The following is an 18,930-nucleotide window of genomic DNA, read 5'->3' as shown; positions in this document are numbered from 1 at the left end:
TCGATCACGAAGGAAGTGGCAATGCTGTTTGAAAGAGGATGGAAACACACCCTGAAGCAGGTTCTGCTGTTGTGCCTGTTGTACGGCTGGCGCGTGAGCGCGGCGGCGCATCTGGCGCATGAGGAAGACAAGTTGAACATCGGCACCGTGGTGCTGGATGAGGAAGAGCGACAATGGATTCGCGATAATCCTACGGTGATCGTGGCGGCGGAGCAGTACCCGTTGTACCTGTTTCTGGACGAGCACGGTCATTGGAGCGGCCTCAACAGCGATGTGCTCAAGCGCATCAGCGCCATGACCGGCTTGCAGTTCATCTACAGGGAATCCTTTTCCACCGCGCAAATGCTCGAGCGCCTGGAAACCGGTGCTGCGGACATCAGCACAACCCTGGCGATGAATGATGAACGCCGATTGAGCCTGGATTTCAGTCATGCCTTTGGCGGTGCCGGCTGGGTATTTGTCGGCCGCGCCGGCGAGCCGCAGGTGCAGTCACTGGAGCAGTTGGCCAAACGGGTGCTGGTATTGCCGGGTCGGCATGCGCTGGAGGGGGTGATCCGGCGCGATTATCCGTCCATCGAGTTACGTTCGGTGAAAACCTATGCCGAGGCGCGGGCGCTGGTCGAAAGCGGTGAGGCCTATGCCACTATCGAAAATGAAATCGGTGCGCAGCTCTATCCCTCCGGCCTGCTGAAGGTCGGCGAATTGCTGGAGGGCAAATGGGAGGCCGATCTTCTGGCCGTGCGCAAGGGGCAGCCGCAATTGCTGAGCATCCTGAACAAGGCGCTTGAAGCGTTCCCGGCTTCCGAACTCCGGGCCATTCGCCTGAACTGGCTGGGCGGCATCGGGCCGAAACCTGCCGCCGCCGGTTGGCAACACTGGCTCCGCTCGAGCTGCTGGGGGGTGGTTTTGGTGGGGGGCTTTTGCGTGATGTCGCTGCTATGGAATCGGCGAATGGCGGCCGTGATCAAGCGGCATCGAGACGTGCAAAGCGAGCTCGACGATCAGTTGGTCTTCCAGCGTGCATTGATTGATGCCATGCCTGATCCGGTGTTCGTCCGTGACCTGGAAGGGCGCCTGATCCTGTGCAACAAGAGTTACGAAGAGGCGTTGTCGCTCCGCTTTGAGCAGGTGCAGGGATGCCGTTTGATCGAGGTCGATGCGCTACCGCGAGCGACCGCCGCCACGCTGCATGATGAATTCATGATTCAGTTGAGAACGCGCAGGACCCGCTTCAGCAAGCGCCGTTTGCAATTCAACGATGGCAATCGGGAAATCTATCAGTGGACCGTGCCGTTCTACAGCGCCAAAGGGGAATTGCGCGGCCTGCTCGGGGGCTGGACAGATATCACCCAGCGTGAGGCTGAGGCGGGATAAGGTCCGCATTGATATTGGGAAATTTCCTATGTCACGCGCCTCTTTTTCCGATGGGGGACTGAAGGAGGCTCGCCTAAAGTGGGCAACCCCTGCGGCGAGTCCGCGATTGCCGTTTCCGAGGTCGCCCATGCGCTCGCTCAAAGTCCTGATTCTCGAACCTGACCCTTATCGAATGATGGCGTTGCACCAGATGCTCAACGCGTTCGGTATCTATGACGTACTCACGGCGTCATCGCTGGCCTCGGCACGCTGCTCGCTGGAGCGTCGTACCCGGGTCGACATCGCGATCTGCGATCCGCAGCTGAAAGGCGGGGAAGGCCTGGCGCTGATCCGGCATCTGGCGGCCGAGCGGGAGGCCAGTGCTGTCATTCTGTTGGGGCGAGTAGCACCAGGCCTGCTGAGCGATCTCGAAAGCCTGCTGCAAACACAGGCGTTGATGCTGCTGGGGCGCCTGCAAACGCCTGTTTCGGCAGTGCTGATGCGCGGGCTGCTGGACCGCTACCTGCAAACTGCAGCCCAGTCGGCCAGTGCCTGAACCGACGGTTATGTTTCTGTCATCTTCACCGTGCATGCTCTGACAGACCGCTAACTGCTTCGTGAGCAGCGCGACATTCAGAACTTTCTTCTCGGGCCGGTGGTCACTTAATGTGAACACGCCCCAGGCACAATGTTTTCGGACTATTGAGTGGAGATCGAGATGGAAAGTATCAGTCTATTGCTCGGTGAGGCTCTGAGCCCGTATCAGGTGACGTTGACTCCGTGTGGCGCCCATGGCGAATGCCTGGTGACGCTGAAGAACAGCAACGGCGCCCTCGTGGTGGAGCGCGAATTCAATCAGGCGCAGTTGAGTGACAAACGTCTGCTGACCGATGTGGTCGACGGGTTGCACCGCGACGTCCTGATCGCCGAAGGGCGGCTGGAGCCCTGTGTCATCGCGGCTTTGCGCAATGCGGCGCTGGATAAGCGTGCGGCACTGTAAAGATGAAATATTTTTTGTGGGAACCTTCCTGCATTCCCGTCAGTCAGACCCCGTAACAGCAGGATCAAGCATTGTGCTCCGGTGCTTGTCGCTTGCTGCTACGGGTCTTTATGTAGACCGCGTTTAACCCCGAGTCGTCTCCCCACTTCTCGGGGTTTCTTTTTGCCCGCAGGTTTTTATTGCGCGGCCTGTTGTTCGAAAAAGATTCGTGCCTGTTGCAGGTAATCCGTGCGCATTTCGGGGTCCAGCCAGTCGGCATACGACTGGTTCAGTTGCTCATGGGGCAGGGTACGCAGCAGTTGGTTGATCTCACTGATCGCCTGACGGCCCTGAGGCGTATCGGAACACCCGACATAGCCGGACAGATATTTGCCGGTGCCACGAATCGGATAGAACACCAGTTGGTCTTCGGCGATTTGCGCCTGATGCGCCTGATAGCGGATCTCCGGCCAGTAACCCAACACCACTTGCAGCCGCCCCAGGCGCTGCATTGATAGCAGGCTGCTCAGGGCGTCGTTGCCATAATGCGGCGTCAGCGCACCGTCCGGGGCCTGCTTGAGCAGCGTGTCGAGATACTCGCCGTAACTGCGTTCTGCGACGACGCCGACCTTGATTTCACCGTTGGCCAGAAATGCCGTCAGATCGACTTCACCGTCGATCAGGTACGGCGCCAGCACATTGCGATCCTTCTGACGCACCACCAGACCATTACTGACAGCGCGAAACGCCGGGATAGAGAAAGTGATCCATTGCGTGCGCTCCTTGCTCCAGATCAGCGAGGGATCGCAGGTGAAGGACGGCTCGTGCAGCATCTGCATGCCCCGGGCGCGATTGACCCGCATCAGCGTGTGTTCGTATTGCGGCATGCCGGCGATCAGCATCGGCATCAGTTGATCGATGACGCCCTGGCCCTTTTTCGGGCCTTCGAAGATGGTCAGGGGCGGCAAGTCGCGCAGCAACCAGATCAGCGTGGGTTTCGCTTGCGCCCAGGCGGGCAGGGCCAGCAGAAACAGCAGGCCGAACAGCCGCCACGTCCACCCGTGGTGGGCGCGGTTGGCGGCCGATGTCTGGCGATGTTTCAGCTTAAATGGCTCCGTCTGTGCGCAACCGGGCGATCTGCTGTTCGTCGTAGCCGAGATCGTGCAGCACCTGCGCATTGTGTTCACCGAGCTGTGGCCCGACCCATTCGGAAGTGCCCGGCGTCTCGGAGAGTTTCGGCACGATGCCCGGCATCTTGAAAGGCTTGCCGTCCGGCAGTTTCGCCTGCAGGAACATTTCCCGGGCGAGGTACTGCGGGTCGCTGAACATGTCTTCGGCACTGAAGATCCGGCTGGCCGGCACTTCCGCCTGGTTGAGCAGGTCGAGCACGCTTTGCAGCGGCAGCGAATTGACCCAACGGTCGATCACCCCATACAACTCGTCACGGCGATGGTCGCGCCCGTCGTTGCTCGCCAGCGTCGGGTCGTTGGCCAGATCCTCGCGGCCGATGATCAGCATGAAACGTTTGAAGATCGCGTCGCCATTGGCGCCGATCTGCACATGCTTGCCGTCGGCGCTGGTGTGGATCGATGACGGCGTGATGCCCGGCATGATGTTGCCGGTGCGCTCGCGGATGAAACCGAACACGTCGAACTCCGGCACCATGCTTTCCATCATGGCGAAAATCGCCTCGTACAACGCGACATCAACGACCTGGCCGAGACCGCCGTTGACCTCGCGGTGACGCAGGGCCATCAGCGCACCGATCACGCCCCATAACGCGGCAATCGAATCACCGATGGAAATCCCGGTGCGCACTGGTGGCCGATCCTCGAAACCGGTGATGTAGCGCAAGCCGCCCATGGATTCACCGACCGCGCCGAAGCCCGGTTGATCCTTCATCGGCCCGGTCTGGCCGAACCCCGAGAGGCGCACCATCACCAGTTTCGGATTCAGGGCATGCAGGGTTTCCCAGCTCAGCCCGAGTTTTTCCAGCACACCGGGGCGAAAGTTCTCGATCAGGATGTCGGCTTCGCCCAGCAGTTTTTTCAGGATCGCCAGACCCTCGGGGTGCTTGAGGTTCAGCGTCAGTGACTTCTTGTTGCGCGCCTGAACGAACCACCACAATGAAGTACCTTCATACAATTTGCGCCATTTGCGCAGCGGGTCGCCGCCGTCGGGCGATTCGACCTTGATCACTTCGGCGCCGAACTCGCCGCAAATGCGTGAGGCGAACGGCCCGGCAATCAACGTACCCAATTCAATGACTTTCACACCGCTGAGCGGTTTGTTGGCGAACGGCATACTGAATCCTGTAGGACAAGGCTGAGCAGATACAGCGTTTTAACATAGCCGGCTGTCAGACGCCGCAGCTTGATCGCCATCAATTCGATGATTGCCTACCGCATCGGTTAGACTTGCCGACTTTCCTCGTATCAAGAAGCCCGTTCATGGCCCAGCCGTCTACCACTTACAAATTCGAACTGAACCTCACTGACCTCGACCGTGGTGTCTACGAGAGCGTCAAGCAGACCATCGCCCGTCACCCTTCGGAAACCGAAGAGCGCATGACCGTGCGGCTGCTGGCCTACGCCCTCTGGTACAACGAACTGCTGTCGTTTGGCCGTGGTCTGTCGGATGTGGATGAACCTGCGCTGTGGGAAAAAAGCCTGGACGACCGCGTTCTGCACTGGATCGAAGTCGGCCAGCCGGATGCCGATCGCCTGACCTGGTGCTCGCGTCGCACCGAACGCACCAGCCTGCTGGCCTATGGCAGCCTGCGCGTATGGGAAGGCAAAGTGGTGCCGGTGGCGAAGAACCTGAAAAACGTCAACATCGCCGCCGTGCCGCAAGAGGTGCTGGAAACCCTGGCCAAGGACATGCCGCGTGTCATCAAGTGGGACGTAATGATCAGCGAAGGCACGATCTTCGTCACCGACGACCGTGGTCAGCACGAAGTTCAGCTGGAATGGCTGGCAGGCGAGCGCGGCTGATCCCGTGTCGCCTGCTGATTAATCCCACGTATTCAAGAGAAGTTTCCGTTACCCCATGCGTATTGATCCTCGACCGTTGCCTGCCACGCTGCCGTTTCTCGGTGATCTGCCACCTTTGCTGACCCGTTTGTACGCGGCGCGTGGCGTTCAATCCGAGGCCGAGCTGGATAAAAGTCTGGCGCGGCTGATTCCGTTCCAGCAGCTCAAGGGCATCGAGGCGGCGGTGGATCTGCTGGTGACGGCGCTGGAGCAGCGTCAGCGGATTCTGATCGTCGGTGACTTCGATGCGGACGGGGCGACGGCCAGTACGGTCGGCGTGCTCGGCTTGCGTCTGCTGGGCGCGGCGCATGTCGATTATCTGGTGCCGAACCGCTTCGAATACGGCTATGGCCTGACCCCGGAAATCGTCGAAGTCGCGCTGACCCGTGAGCCGCAGTTGTTGATCACTGTCGACAACGGCATCTCCAGCGTCGAGGGCGTGGCTGCCGCCAGGCGCGCGGGACTCAAGGTGTTGATCACCGACCACCACTTGCCCGGCGATGAACTGCCGCTGGCCGATGCACTGGTCAACCCGAATCAGCCAGGCTGCGAGTTTCCGAGCAAGGCGCTGGCCGGGGTCGGGGTGATTTTCTACGTGCTGATGGCCTTGCGCGCGCGCCTGCGCAGCCTCGGCTGGTACGAGAGCAAGCCGCAGCCGAACATCGGTGAACTGCTGGATCTGGTGGCGCTGGGCAGCGTCGCCGACGTGGTGCCGCTGGACGCCAACAACCGGATTCTGGTGCATCAAGGCCTTGAGCGGATTCGCGCCGGGCGCGCACGGCCGGGGATCAAGGCGATTCTCGAAGTGGCCAAGCGTGACGCGGCGCGCATTACCTCAACCGACCTGGGTTTCATCGTCGGACCGCGCTTGAATGCGGCGGGGCGCCTGGATGACATGAGCCTCGGGATCGAATGCCTGCTCACTGCCGACGCCAATCTGGCGCGGGAAATGGCCGCGCAACTGGACGGCATGAACCAGGACCGCAAATCCATCGAGCAGGGTATGCAGCGCGAGGCGCTGGCCCAGCTCAAGGATTTGCCGGTGGAATCAATGCCGTTCGGCCTGTGCCTGTTCGATCCCGAGTGGCATCAGGGCGTGATCGGCATTCTCGCCTCGCGGATGAAAGAGCGTTATTTCCGCCCGACCATTGCCTTCGCCGATGCTGGCGACGGGCTGCTCAAGGGCTCTGGACGTTCGGTGCAAGGCTTCCACATTCGTGACGCGCTGAGCGTGGTGGCCGCGCAGCATCCGAACCTGATTGCCAAATACGGTGGTCACGCGATGGCGGCGGGCCTGACCTTGCCGCAGGAGAATTTTGCGCTGTTCGCCGAGGCTTTCGATGCCGAAGTGCGTCGGCAACTCCGCGAAGAAGACCTGACCGGGCGGATGCTCTCGGACGGTACGTTGGCGGTCGAGGAGTTCCATCTGGAACTGGCTCGCGCATTGCGCCATGCCGGGCCTTGGGGCCAGCATTTCCCGGAGCCGCTGTTCCATGGTGTGTTCCAGTTGGTCGAGCAGCGCGTGGTCGGCGAGCGCCATCTGAAAGTAGTGCTGAAAAGCGAGTGCGGGTCGGTGAAGCTGGATGGCATCGCGTTCGGCATTGACCGCGATGTGTGGCCGAACCCGACTATTCAGTGGGTCGAGCTGGCTTATAAGCTCGACGTTAACGAGTTTCGGGGCAACGAGTCGGTGCAATTGATGATTGCCCACATCGAACCACGCTGACCCCATTCGCGAGCAGGCTCGCTCACACAGGCACGGTGTTGTCTTTGTGGGAGCGAGCCTGCTCGCGAAAGCACCCTTTCACCACTGAATCACTCTGAACCCTCCCTCATCCCCGGTTGTCGACTAGGCTCTAAGCACTGCTTGATTGGCCTTGTGACGTCTTGTCGAATTTTTTGCCCGCGGGGGCGGGTGCTGCGCCTTTTTTGTCACTCGTCGACTTTTCAAACAGAACCCTGGAGCCTGCCCACTGATTTGAGAGGTGCCCCATGAGTCTGCTGCTCGAACCCTTTACCCTTCGCCAACTGACCCTGCCCAACCGCATCGCCGTCTCGCCGATGTGCCAGTATTCCAGCGTCGACGGTCTGGCCAACGACTGGCATCTGGTGCACTTGGGCAGTCGCGCGGTAGGCGGTGCCGGCCTGATTTTTACCGAGGCCACGGCGGTCACCGCCGACGGGCGGATCACCGCCGAAGACCTCGGTTTGTGGAACGACGAACAGATCGAACCGCTGCAACGCATCACCCGTTTCATTACCGCTCAAGGCGCCGTCGCCGGCATTCAGCTGGCCCATGCCGGGCGCAAGGCCAGCACCCATCGGCCATGGATCGGCAAACACGGTAGCGTCAAGCCGGAGGATGGCGGCTGGACCCCAGTCGGCCCGTCACCGATTGCCTTCGACCCGCAGCACACGCAACCGAAACAGCTGGATGAAGGGCAGATCGCCGAAGTGATCCAGGCCTTCGTTGCTGCGGCCAAACGTGCGTTGACCGCAGGTTTCAGCGTGGTCGAAGTGCATGCCGCCCACGGTTATCTGCTGCATCAGTTTCTGTCGCCATTGAGCAATCAGCGCCGCGATCAATATGGTGGTTCGTTCGAAAATCGTATTCGGCTGGTGTTGCAAGTCACCGAGGCCGTGCGCGAGGTCTGGCCACAAGAGTTGCCGGTGTTTGTCCGGGTGTCGGCCACCGACTGGGTGGAAGACGGCTGGAACCCGGATGAAACCGTGGAGCTGGCGCGCCGCCTCAAGGCACTGGGAGCGGATCTGATCGACGTCTCTTCCGGTGGAACCGCCGCCAACGCCGAGATTCCGGTGGGGCCGGGTTATCAGACGCGCTTCGCCGAACGGGTACGCAAGGAGTCCGGCATCGCCACCGGCACCGTCGGCATGATTACCGAGCCGGCGCAGGCCGAGCACATTTTGCGCACCTGTCAGGCCGACATCATCTTCCTCGCTCGCGAGCTGCTGCGTGACCCTTACTGGCCGCTGCATGCCGACGATGATCTGGGTGGGCGCAAAGCGGTATGGCCGGCGCAGTATCAGCGCGCGACCCATCGTGATCAGCCGATTCACGAATCCGATCTGCGCGATTGATTTCAAACCGGCGCAACGTCTATAAAACCCGCCATTGAACCGGCGGGTTTTTTCTTGCCTGCCATTTGCCAAGGAAGTCGAGCATGTTGATCGAGCGAGAACTGACCGAACACGACTTGCCGCTGCTGGCGCAGATCGACCGCAGTGAGCTGGTGGAGGAATGTTATCGGCTGGAAAACGGTGAGCTGATTCTGTACCCGGTACATTTCGACATGCGTGGCTGGCCGGAAGGCGAAGCTGAGGAAAACGCGCTGGCGCTGGAGAAGTGCTTGCGGCGCGGTGGCTGGTTGTACGGGGTTTTCGATGGGCTGGCACTGGTCGCGGCGGTGGTTGTGGATAACCGGGTTATACACAACCAGGGGCTGAGCATGCGTCAGCTGAAGTTTCTGCACATCAGCCGTGATTACCGCGGGCAAGGGCTGGGGGCGAAGTTGTTTGCGCTGGCTTGTAAGCAGGGGCGACGGTTTGGTGCCGAGGCGTTGTATGTTTCAGCGACTGAATCGCGCAACACTGTGGAGTTTTATCAGAGACAGGGTTGCCGGTTGGTTGATCAGGCGGATCCGGAGTTATTCGCTCTGGAACCCTGCGATATCCATTTGTATTTGCCGCTGACCTGACGGACGCCATCGCTGGCAAGCCAGCTCCCACAGTGGTCGGTGTCGATCACGCAATTTGTGTACGGCACCGAACTTGTGGGAGCTGGCTTGCCAGCGATGAGGCCCGATCAGACGCTAGACAACCTTCAAGGATATTTGCGCTTGTCCGGCGCCGGCGGGAAGTACTGGTACAACCAGGTCTCGCTCAGCGTGCGGTCATTGGTGCGGATGAACAGGCGCAGTTCCACCGGGTCGACGCTGTCGCTGGTCGGGTACCAGTCGAACAGGATCCGGTAACCCTTGATGTCATCGAGCACCAGTACGCTGAAGTCCTGCACCTTGCCGTTGGAGCAGGTGACCACCGGTTCGATCCCGGTGCCCTGCGGCAGGCGATCCAGGCCGCCACCGGTGAAGTCCACGGCAAAGCGCCGTGCCCAGACCGGCGGATAGTGCTCGCCCGGTGCCCAGCCTTCGACGAAGCCCCCCATGCCCGAGCGGGTCGCATGCACCCGCGCCAGCGGTGTGCCAACTGGCGGCAGAGCGCTCCAGTAGAGCTTGTAGCCGTAATTCAGCGAGTCGCCGGCGGCCACCGGCTTCTTCGGGGTCCAGAACGCGACGATGTTATCGAGGGTTTCGCCGGTGGTCGGAATTTCCAGCAGATCGATCGAGCCTTCGCCCCACGCGGTTGTAGGCTCGACCCACAGGCTCGGGCGCTTGCTGTACCAGTCGACAGTGTCCTGATAGTTGGCGAATTCGTGGTCAGTCTGTACCAGACCGAAGCCTTTCGGATCGGTGTCGGCGAACGCGTTGAACTGCAGGGTCGCCGGGTTGTTCAGCGGGCGGCAGATCCACTCACCGTTGCCACGCCACATCGCCAGGCGATCCGAGTCGTGGATTTGCGGGTGGATGGTGTCGCACATGCGGCGTTCGTGGGTGCCGCAGCTGAACATGCTGGTCATCGGCGCGATGCCCAGTTGTTCGATGGCGGTACGCGCGTTGATGTGGGCGTCGATCTCCATCACCACGCGCTCGGCCTGGCAATCGATGTCGAAGCGATAGGCGCCAGTCGCACTCGGCGAGTCGAGCAGGGCATAGACCACAAAACGCGTGGCGTTCTGCTCCGGAGTCTCGAACCAGAACTTGGTGAAGTCAGGGAACTCTTCGCGCTTTTTCGCGTAGGTGTCGACGGCCAGGCCACGGGCCGAGAGGCCATATTGGCCAGTGGCATCCACCGCACGGAAGTAGCTGGCGCCGAGGAACGACACCACGTCGTGACGATCCAGCTCCGGCGCCTTGAACAGCTTGAAGCCGGCAAAGCCCAGGTCGCCCTTGAGCTGCTGGGTATCGACCGAGGTGTTCTCGTAATTGAATAGTGTCGGGCGGAAATGCACTTCGCGCGCGGTGCGAGTCTTCGGATCGACGCTGTACATGCGCACTGGCTGGCGGAAACCCATGCCGACGTGGAAGAACTGCACGTCCAGCTGACCCTTGTTTTCCTTCCACAGCGAATGTTCGCCGTCGTAGCGGATCGCGTTGAAATTCTGCGGGGTCATGGTCGCCAGGGTCGGCGGCAGCACCTGTTTAGTGTCCTGATAGGCCGAACCGGCCAGTTGCTTGGCCTGACGCTTGAGCGCTTCGAAATCGAAGGCCTGCGCTTCGCCATCAGCGGCGCCACCATTGGCGGCCCAGGCACGGGCGGCCAGCAGGCCGGAAGCCGAGAGACCGGTGTAAGCCGCAATGGCCATCGACGCTTTGAGCAAATTCCTGCGGTGCATAAATACAACCTGTCGTGAGCAATCCCGCGCCGTTCCTGGCACGTGCTGGATCAGAAATTACGGTTCGGACAAGCCTTCGGCCAAACGCAACGGACTATAAACAGATGCCGGCTAGCTTAAACGGTTCGCTCGCCGAGCAAAATTCGTTGATACACGATGACAGCGTGTCAATGAAACAAGACATGTCGGTTAAACGTCCTACGGCACTTACTGATTTACAGGGCATATCTGCTTTTTTCGACTAATTACTCTAAAAACCGCTTTTCAGCGCCGATTAAATTTCTATTCTATGGGCATGGCCGGTACGACCGGCAGGGCACAGGCGCTGCTGTAAAGGGGCAGGGCGATGTGGTGATCAAGCAATTCTTCGACGTATCAGAGAAGGACATCGTCCATGGCAAAAATACAAGGCATCGCCGAAATGCTCGGCATCTTTCCCTGCCTGAGCAGCGGACGCAGAAGGCGTCGATTGAGTTCTGAAGAGCTGAAGCTGGTGGAGCGTTATCGCGAGTTGTCGGAGAGTGACCGGATTGCGATGCGCTATCTGGTGGATGCGATGCGCAGTGTTTCGCGGTTTTGAGTGTGTCTAGCCCTGAAACAGGCTTACACCTGTTTCAGGGCTAGACAATTGATGACGGCGCTTCGAGGAGGCCCCGGAATCAAAATTTGATTCCGGGGAACTCGTCTTAGCGATTCACCTTCCACGCATCCCCAGCCGGCGCCTTCCCATGGTCATACGGCTTGCCGATCCACATATAAACCAGCCCCAGTCCAATCACGATCGCCGTGCTCAACACCATCGCATAGTTCACATACCACGCCGCATCCGGTGTGCGAGGCCAGGCCATGTTGATGATTGCGCCGACGCCGTACACCAGCGCGCCGATGTTTACCGGCCAGCCCCAGGCGCCGAGGGTGAATTTGCCGCTGGGTTTCCAGCCTTTCATCCGCGCATACAAAGCGGCCAGCACGATCATCTGGAACGCGAGGTAGATGCCGATGGCGGCGAAGCTGACGATGGTGGCCACGGCGTCCTGCAGGAAGAAACCGAGGGCGATGATCAGGGCGGGCAGGACGCCGGACACGAACAGCGCGGCAACCGGTACTTGGGTTGTAGGAGAAATCTTTTTCAGCAGTCGGCTGCCGATCACCATTTCATCGCGAGCGTAGGAGTACAGCAGACGGCTGGCTGCTGCCTGCAGGCTGATGACGCAGGAGATGAAGGAAATCATCACCACGCCCATCACCACTTTCGAGCCGATCGGGCCGAAGGCGTTATTGAGGATGGTGGTGACCGGGTCTTTGTCAGTGCCGTTGATCACCGCTTGCATGTCCGGCACGGCGAGGATCAACGCCAGGCAGGCGAACATCGCCGCGATGCCGCCGATGTAGATGGTCATGCGCATGGCCACCGGAATTTTTGCGCTGGGGTTCGGGGTTTCCTCGGCGACGTCGCCGCAGGCTTCGAAACCGTAGTAAAGGAACATCCCCGCCAGCGAGGCGGTGAGGAACGCCGGCAGGTACGAGCCGTCAACGCTGATGTCGAAGGTGTTGAACAGCACGCTCAGCGGCTGATGACGTTCGAAGACCAGCAGGTAGACGCCGACGATCACCGCGCCGACCAGCTCGCAGAGGAAGCCGAACATGGCGATCCGCGCCAGCACTTGGGTGCCGCTCAGATTGACCAGCGTGGCGAACAGGGTCAGCACCAGCGCGATGACGATATTGGTGTTGTTGCTCGGCTCAAACCCGAGCATCGCCGCCAGATACGGGCCGGCACCGACGGCCACCGCCGCGATGGTCACGCACAGGGCGATGGAGTAGATCCAGCCGACCATCCATGCCCATTTTTTGCCAACCAGGCGCCGCGCCCATGGATAGACGCCGCCGGAAATCGGGAACTGCGAGACCACTTCGCCGAAGATCAGGCACACCAGCAACTGGCCGCAACCGACCAGCAAGTAAGCCCAGAACATCGGTGGCCCGCCGGCGGCGAGGCACAGGCCGAACAGGGTATAAACCCCTACGACCGGTGACAGATAAGTGAAGCCCAGCGCGAAGTTTTCCCACAGGCTCATGCTGCGGTTGAAGTTCGAGGTGTAGCCCAGTTTGCGCAGTTGTTCGGCATCGCTGTCGGCAACGGCGGCCGAGAGTTCGGGTGAGGCACTCATGTGTTTTGCTCCGGGAAATCGGCAGATTTCGGATGGCCGAAACCGTGGCGGGGCTTTGTGGGCGCCGCCCGGGTCGGTAGTTATTGTTTTGGTTTCGGTGAAGCCTGGTGGTGAATCGCCGACATCATCCGTGTGTCGCGGAAAAAGATCGCAGCCTGCGGCAGCTCCTACAGGGGCACGGCGTCCATCCTGTAGGAGCTGCCGCAGGCTGCGATCTTTTTGCTGTTAATGCTTGAACATCACATGCCGAACCGTGGTGTAGTCCTCCAGCCCGTACATGGACATGTCCTTGCCGTAGCCGGACAGTTTCTGACCGCCGTGGGGCATTTCGCTGACGAGCATGAAGTGCGTGTTGACCCAGGTGCAGCCGTACTGCAATCGCGCGGACAGGCGATGCGCGCGTCCTACATCCGCCGTCCACACAGAGGAGGCGAGGCCGTACTCCGAATCGTTGGCCCACCCCAGCGCCTGCGCTTCATCGGTGAACTTGGTCACCGACACCACTGGCCCGAACACTTCGCGGCGCACGATTTCGTCATCCTGCTGTGCATCCGCCAGCACCGTCGGTTCGAAGAAGAAGCCGTTGCCTTCCACAGCCTTGCCGCCGGTGATCAAGCGAATGTGTGGCTGCGCCACGGCACGTTCGACAAAACCAGCGACGCGGTCGCGATGTTGCGCAGTGATCAACGGCCCAAGCTCAGTCGACGGATCATCCTGCAAGCCATACTTGATGCTGCTGACCGCCGCGCCGAGCTTCTCGACGAATTTTTCGTAAATGCCCTGCTGCGCATAGATCCGGCACGCGGCGGTGCAGTCCTGCCCGGCATTGTAGAATCCAAAGGTGCGAATACCTTCCACCGCAGCATCGATGTCGGCGTCATCGAAGATGATCACCGGCGCCTTGCCGCCCAGTTCCATGTGCATGCGTTTGACGCTGTCGGCGGTGCTGGAAATGATGTTCGAGCCAGTGGCGATGGAGCCAGTCAGCGAGACCATGCGCACTTTAGGATGCGTGACCAACGGGCTGCCGACGGTAGGACCGCGACCGAATACCAGATTGAGTACACCGGCCGGGAAGATTTCCGACGCCAGTTCGGCCAGACGCAACGCGGTCAGCGGGGTTTGTTCCGACGGCTTGAGCACCACGGTATTACCGGCAGCGAGGGCCGGGGCGATTTTCCAGGCGACCATCATCAGCGGGTAGTTCCACGGCGCAATCGAGGCGATCACGCCCACCGGGTCGCGGCGAATCATTGAGGTGTGGCCAGGCAGGTATTCACCACCGGCCGAACCGCTCATGCAACGGCTGGCGCCGGCGAAGAAACGGAACACGTCGGCAATCGCCGGAATCTCGTCATTCAGCGCGGCGCTGTAGGGCTTGCCGCAGTTGTCGGATTCGAGTTTAGCCAGTTCCTCGCCATGGGCTTCAATGGCGTCGGCGAGTTTGAGCAGCAGCAGCGAACGGTCTTTCGGTGTGGTTTGCGACCACTCGGCGAACGCGTTATCGGCGGCGCGCACGGCGGCATCGACCTGGGCCTCGGAGGCTTCATTGATTTCCACCAGTACGCTGCCGAGCGCCGGGTTGAGCACCGGTTGCGCCGGGCCTTCGCCGTTGACCAGGTGGCCGTTGATCAAGAGTCTGGTTTGCATTTCATTGTCCTCGCTAACACTTTTATTGTTCTGTCGAAACCGAACCATGTAGGAGCTGCCGAAGGCTGCGATCTTTTGATCTTGATCTTGATTTTCAAAGCAACATCAAAAGATCGCAGCCTTCGGCAGCTCCTAAAGGGATTCGGTTTGTTCAGTGGTTATTCAATTATTTGCCGCCGCTACCGGCGACACTCTCGCCACCCCGGGTCAGGTAATACGCGCCTAGGATCGGCAGCATGGTCACCATCATCACCAGCATCGCGACGACGTTGGTCACCGGCACATCCCGTGGGCGGCTGAGCTGGTTGAGCAGCCACAACGGCAACGTGCGCTCATGCCCGGCGGTGAAGGTGGTGACGATGATTTCGTCGAACGACAGCGCAAAGGCGAGCATGCCGCCGGCCAACAGCGCCGAGCCGAGGTTCGGCAGGATGATGTAGCGAAAGGTCTGCCAGCCGTCGGCACCGAGATCCATCGAGGCCTCGATCAGGCTGTGCGAGGTGCGGCGCAGGCGGGCGATGACGTTGTTGTAGACGATCACCACGCAGAACGTCGCGTGACCAACGATGATGGTGAACATCCCCGGCTCGATCCCCAGCGTCTTGAACGTCGCCAGCAGCGCGATCCCGGTGATGATCCCCGGCAGCGCAATCGGCAAAATCAGCATCAGCGAAATGCCCTGCTTGCCGAAGAAGTCCCGGCGATACAGCGCGGCTGAAGCCAATGTGCCGAGCACCATCGCAATCAGCGTGGCGATGGCGGCAATCTGCAGTGAGAGCTTGATCGCCTCCAGCACATCCGGCCGCGAAAACGCCACACTGAACCAGTGCAGTGTGAAGCCCTTCGGCGGAAAGCTGAACGCGGCTTCCTCGGTGTTGAAGGCGTAAAGAAAGATGATCAGGATCGGGAAGTGCAGAAACACCAACCCGCCCCAGGCTGCGATGCGCAAACCCAATGAAGCCTTTTCAGAGTGCATCGAAGGCCCCCAGACGTTTAACGATGGACAGGTAAACCGCGATCAACACAATCGGCACCAGCGTGAACGCCGCCGCCATCGGCATGTTGCCGATCGCGCCTTGCTGCGCATACACCATGCTGCCAACGAAGTAGCCCGGCGGGCCGACCAGTTGCGGCACGATGAAGTCGCCCAGGGTCAGGGAAAAAGTGAAGATCGAACCGGCAGCAATACCCGGCACCGACAGCGGCAGAATCACCTGCATGAAGGTCTGGCGCGGCTTGGCGCCGAGGTCGGCAGACGCCTGCAGCAGCGACGGCGGCAGACGCTCCAGCGAGGCCTGAATCGGAAGGATCATGAACGGCAACCAGATATAGACAAAGACCATGAAGCGCCCCAGATGCGAGGTCGACAAGGTGCTGCCGCCGACGCCGGGAATCCCCAGAATGAACTGCAGGACCGGCTCCAGTCCCAGATGCTGCACGAACCACTGCGCCACACCGCCCTTGGCCAGCAGCAACGTCCACGCATAGGCCTTGACGATGTAACTGGCCCACATCGGCAGCATCACCGCGATGTAGAAAAACGCCTTGGTCTTGCCCGTGGTGTAGCGCGCCATGTAATAGGCAATCGGGAACGCGACGATGGCGCTGGCGATCGACACGACGATGGCCATGCTCAGCGTGCGCAGGATGATGTCGAAGTTCGACGGCTGGAACAGCGCGGCAAAATTGGCCAGGGTCAGGTCAGGGGTGACCGCCATGGTGAAGTCGTCGAAGGTGTAGAAACCTTGCCACAACAGCACCAGCAGCGAGCCGAGGTAGATCGCGCCAAACCACAGCAACGGTGGTACCAGCAGCAGCGACAGATACAGATTCGGCTTGCGGTAGAGCAGGTTGGAAAATCGGCGCAACGGCGGTGCTTGAGTCATTGCGAGCGTGCTCATCTCACACCCCGCTCGAGACAGTGTCGTGCAGTGGGATCATCGCTTCCCGCGCCCAGCGTGCGTGCAGGCGCTGGCCGGTCTGGTGCTGCGCGCTGCTGTCGATCCACTGATTGTTGGCGTGGCTGATGCTCAGGGTCTGGCCGTTTTCCAGGGTCAGTTCATAGCGCGTGGCGCTGCCCTGATACTGGATGTCATGCAGCACGCCGCTGACTTCGATTTCATGGCTGGCGAGCGGCCCTTCGGCGAAACGCACGTGCTCGGGGCGAATCGAAAACGGCTGCGGATGGCCGCTGAGCTGGCGCGCCAGATCGCCGCGAATCACGTTGGAAGTGCCGACGAATTCGGCGACGAAGGTGGTGGTCGGTTTCATGTACAGATTGCGCGGGGTATCGACCTGTTCGATGCGGCCCTTGTTGAACACCGCCACGCGGTCGGACATCGACAGCGCTTCGGTCTGGTCATGGGTCACGAAGATGAAGGTAATGCCGAGCTGGCGTTGCAGCTTCTTCAGTTCGCTCTGCATCTGCTCGCGCAATTTCAGATCGAGGGCGCCGAGCGGTTCATCGAGCAGCAGCACCCGTGGGCGATTGACCAAGGCGCGGGCGAGGGCGACACGCTGGCGCTGACCGCCGGACAACTGCACCGGTTTGCGCGCGCCATAACCACCGAGCGCGACCATGTCCAACGCCTCTTCGGCGCGCTTGTGGCGCTCGGTTTTACTCACGCCTTTGACCTTCAAGCCGTAGGCGACGTTGTCCAGCACGTTCATGTGCGGGAACAGCGCGTAGTCCTGGAAGACGGTGTTTACATCACGTTGATATGGCGGCAGACCGGCCGCTTCAGCGCCGTGGATGCGGATCGAGCCGGCGCTCGGTTGTTCGAACCCGGCGATCAGGCGCAGGCAGGTGGTTTTGCCCGAGCCGGATGGGCCGAGCATGGAAAAGAACTCGCCGTCCTGAATATCGATGGAAACCCGGTCAACGGCCTTCACCTCGCCAAACTGCCGGGAAACGTTGGTGAACTGGACTGCAAGCGTCATGGTGCGGTGCTCCGGTAAAGCAGGCTTTCAAAAAGTGATCAGGTGTTGCGTCGAAAAGATCGCAGCCTGCGGCAGCTCCTACAGGAAAGCGGTGTCCATTGATGTAGGAGCTGCCGCAGGCTGCGATCTTTTGATCTTGAAAGGGCTTACCTGCCGCCCATGATCGCGATGTAATCCTGAGTCCAGCGACTGTACGGCACGAATTTGCCACCTTCAGCCTGCGGGGTTTTCCAGAAGGCGATCTTGTCGAACTGGTCAAAACCATTGGTCTTGCAACCCTCGGCGCCGAGCAATTCGCTCTCCTTGCACGCCGCCGGCACGGCTGGCAACGAACCAAACCACGCCGCCACGTCACCCTGGACTTTCGGCTGCAGCGACCAGTCCATCCACTTGTAAGCGCAATTAGGGTGCTTGGCTTCGGCGTGCAGCATGGTGGTGTCGGCCCAACCGGTGGCGCCTTCTTTCGGGATGGTCGAGGCAATCGGCTGTTTCTCATTGATCAGGCCGTTGACCTGATACGGCCAGGCACTCGACGCCACCACGCCTTCGTTCTTGAAGTCACTCATTTGTACCGTGGTGTCGTGCCAGTAGCGGTGGATCAAAGGTTGCTGCGCACGCAACAGATCGAGCACCGCTTTGTACTGTGCCTCGGTCAATTGATACGGATCCTTGATCCCCAGCTCAGGCTTGGCGGTTTTCAGGTACAGCGCCGCATCGGCGATGTAGATCGGCCCGTCATAGGCCTGCACGCGACCCTTGTTCGGCTTGCCGTCGGGGAAGTTCTGCGCGTCGAACAGCACATTCCAGCTGGTCGGCGGCGTCTTGAACACGTTGGTGTTGTACATCAGCACGTTCGGGCCCCACTGATACGGGGTGCCGTAGGTCTGCTTGTTGACCACGTACCACGGCGCATCTTTCAGGCGTGGATCGAGGGTGTTCCAGTTCGGGATCAACGCGGTGTTGATCGGCTGCACGCGCTTGCCGACGATCAGGCGCAACGAGGCATCGCCCGAAGCGGTGACCAGATCGTAACCACCCTTGGCCATCAGGCTGACCATCTCGTCGGAGGTGGCGGCAGTCTTCACATTGACCTTGCAGCCGGTTTCTTTTTCGAAACCGGTGACCCAGTCGTAAGCCTTGTCACTCTCGCCACGTTCGATGTAACCGGGCCAGGCCACGATATCCAGCTGACCCTCGCCGGCGCCGACGGCCTTCAGCGGCTCGGCGGCTTGCAGGCTGGCGCTGGCCAGCAGGGCCGTGGTGATTACACTGAGCAGTGCGGTCTTGTGCACGAACATGGTTGAACCCTCTTCTTTAAATTATGGTCGGGGCAGT

Annotated in this window: 17 protein-coding genes; 8 read left to right on the top strand and 9 right to left on the bottom strand. The window is 60.5% G+C overall.

Features of this window, described 5'->3' with window-relative positions; translation table 11 throughout:
* Window positions 1-21 precede the first annotated feature (21 nt).
* The 3 genes from AB1J88_RS15405 (at window position 22) to AB1J88_RS15395 (ending at window position 2,353) form a co-directional block, all read left to right on the top strand.
* Window positions 22-1,374 carry a transporter substrate-binding domain-containing protein gene (locus AB1J88_RS15405; protein WP_222016355.1) on the top strand — a complete coding sequence of 451 codons (1,353 nt, stop codon included), beginning with the start codon at window positions 22-24 and terminating at the stop codon, window positions 1,372-1,374.
* Window positions 1,375-1,501: 127 nt separating this feature from the next.
* Complete coding sequence (locus AB1J88_RS15400; protein WP_430289977.1) at window positions 1,502-1,909, top strand: response regulator; 408 nt, start codon at window positions 1,502-1,504, stop codon at window positions 1,907-1,909.
* A 162-nt stretch (window positions 1,910-2,071) separates the two neighbouring features.
* Window positions 2,072-2,353: a DUF3509 domain-containing protein gene (locus AB1J88_RS15395; RefSeq protein WP_027610974.1), complete on the top strand. Its 282-nt coding sequence runs from the start codon at window positions 2,072-2,074 to the stop codon at window positions 2,351-2,353.
* 176 nt (window positions 2,354-2,529) lie between these two features.
* Here the strand turns inward: AB1J88_RS15395 and AB1J88_RS15390 are convergent, their stop codons facing one another.
* Together AB1J88_RS15390 and AB1J88_RS15385 are read right to left on the bottom strand one after the other, a co-directional pair.
* Window positions 2,530-3,510 carry a TIGR02285 family protein gene (locus tag AB1J88_RS15390; protein WP_430291398.1) on the bottom strand — a complete coding sequence of 327 codons (981 nt, stop codon included), beginning with the start codon at window positions 3,508-3,510 and terminating at the stop codon, window positions 2,530-2,532.
* On the bottom strand, window positions 3,437-4,636 hold the full coding sequence (locus tag AB1J88_RS15385) for a CaiB/BaiF CoA transferase family protein (protein ID WP_430291397.1): 1,200 nt from the start codon (window positions 4,634-4,636) through the stop codon (window positions 3,437-3,439). The genes AB1J88_RS15390 and AB1J88_RS15385 overlap by 74 nt, the downstream gene beginning before the upstream one ends.
* A gap of 146 nt (window positions 4,637-4,782) precedes the next feature.
* Between AB1J88_RS15385 and AB1J88_RS15380 the strand changes: the two genes are divergently transcribed.
* The 4 genes from AB1J88_RS15380 (at window position 4,783) to AB1J88_RS15365 (ending at window position 9,080) form a co-directional block, all read left to right on the top strand.
* Window positions 4,783-5,325, top strand: coding sequence for a YaeQ family protein (locus AB1J88_RS15380; protein ID WP_041063193.1), 543 nt, complete (start codon window positions 4,783-4,785; stop codon window positions 5,323-5,325).
* A 55-nt stretch (window positions 5,326-5,380) separates the two neighbouring features.
* A complete protein-coding gene (recJ, locus tag AB1J88_RS15375; RefSeq protein ID WP_041063196.1) occupies window positions 5,381-7,090 on the top strand; it encodes a single-stranded-DNA-specific exonuclease RecJ in 1,710 nt (569 codons plus the stop codon).
* A gap of 266 nt (window positions 7,091-7,356) precedes the next feature.
* Window positions 7,357-8,463, top strand: coding sequence for an NADH:flavin oxidoreductase/NADH oxidase (locus AB1J88_RS15370; RefSeq protein ID WP_134785512.1), 1,107 nt, complete (start codon window positions 7,357-7,359; stop codon window positions 8,461-8,463).
* An 83-nt stretch (window positions 8,464-8,546) separates the two neighbouring features.
* Entirely contained in the window at window positions 8,547-9,080 is a 534-nt protein-coding gene (locus tag AB1J88_RS15365; protein ID WP_430291395.1) for a GNAT family N-acetyltransferase, read from the top strand.
* A gap of 125 nt (window positions 9,081-9,205) precedes the next feature.
* Here AB1J88_RS15365 and AB1J88_RS15360 read toward each other — a convergent pair whose 3' ends face one another.
* Entirely contained in the window at window positions 9,206-10,834 is a 1,629-nt protein-coding gene (locus tag AB1J88_RS15360; protein ID WP_108181791.1) for a glucan biosynthesis protein D, read from the bottom strand.
* A 394-nt stretch (window positions 10,835-11,228) separates the two neighbouring features.
* Here AB1J88_RS15360 and AB1J88_RS15355 point away from each other — a divergent pair, with 394 nt between their 5' ends.
* Window positions 11,229-11,414 (top strand): hypothetical protein, encoded by a 186-nt coding sequence (locus AB1J88_RS15355; protein WP_041063212.1) that lies wholly within the window; start codon window positions 11,229-11,231, stop codon window positions 11,412-11,414.
* 106 nt (window positions 11,415-11,520) lie between these two features.
* Here AB1J88_RS15355 and AB1J88_RS15350 read toward each other — a convergent pair whose 3' ends face one another.
* From AB1J88_RS15350 to ydcS, 6 genes are all read right to left on the bottom strand, one after another.
* Window positions 11,521-13,005, bottom strand: a complete 1,485-nt coding sequence (locus tag AB1J88_RS15350) for an APC family permease (protein WP_430291393.1) — start codon at window positions 13,003-13,005, stop codon at window positions 11,521-11,523.
* 225 nt (window positions 13,006-13,230) lie between these two features.
* Window positions 13,231-14,655, bottom strand: coding sequence for a gamma-aminobutyraldehyde dehydrogenase (locus AB1J88_RS15345; protein WP_430291392.1), 1,425 nt, complete (start codon window positions 14,653-14,655; stop codon window positions 13,231-13,233).
* A gap of 166 nt (window positions 14,656-14,821) precedes the next feature.
* Entirely contained in the window at window positions 14,822-15,631 is an 810-nt protein-coding gene (locus tag AB1J88_RS15340) for an ABC transporter permease (RefSeq protein ID WP_007967757.1), read from the bottom strand.
* Complete coding sequence (locus AB1J88_RS15335) at window positions 15,621-16,556, bottom strand: ABC transporter permease (protein WP_041063224.1); 936 nt, start codon at window positions 16,554-16,556, stop codon at window positions 15,621-15,623. Before AB1J88_RS15335 ends, AB1J88_RS15340 begins: the two co-directional genes overlap by 11 nt.
* A gap of 1 nt (window position 16,557) precedes the next feature.
* Window positions 16,558-17,595, bottom strand: coding sequence for an ABC transporter ATP-binding protein (locus tag AB1J88_RS15330; RefSeq protein ID WP_108181794.1), 1,038 nt, complete (start codon window positions 17,593-17,595; stop codon window positions 16,558-16,560).
* Between the two features lie 146 nt (window positions 17,596-17,741).
* Complete coding sequence (gene ydcS, locus AB1J88_RS15325; RefSeq protein ID WP_430291391.1) at window positions 17,742-18,893, bottom strand: putative ABC transporter substrate-binding protein YdcS; 1,152 nt, start codon at window positions 18,891-18,893, stop codon at window positions 17,742-17,744.
* Window positions 18,894-18,930 lie beyond the last annotated feature (37 nt).

Source organism: Pseudomonas sp. S8 (assembly GCF_050473925.1).
GTDB lineage: Bacteria > Pseudomonadota > Gammaproteobacteria > Pseudomonadales > Pseudomonadaceae > Aquipseudomonas > Aquipseudomonas parakoreensis.
This window is presented reverse-complemented; position numbering and strand designations above follow the sequence as displayed.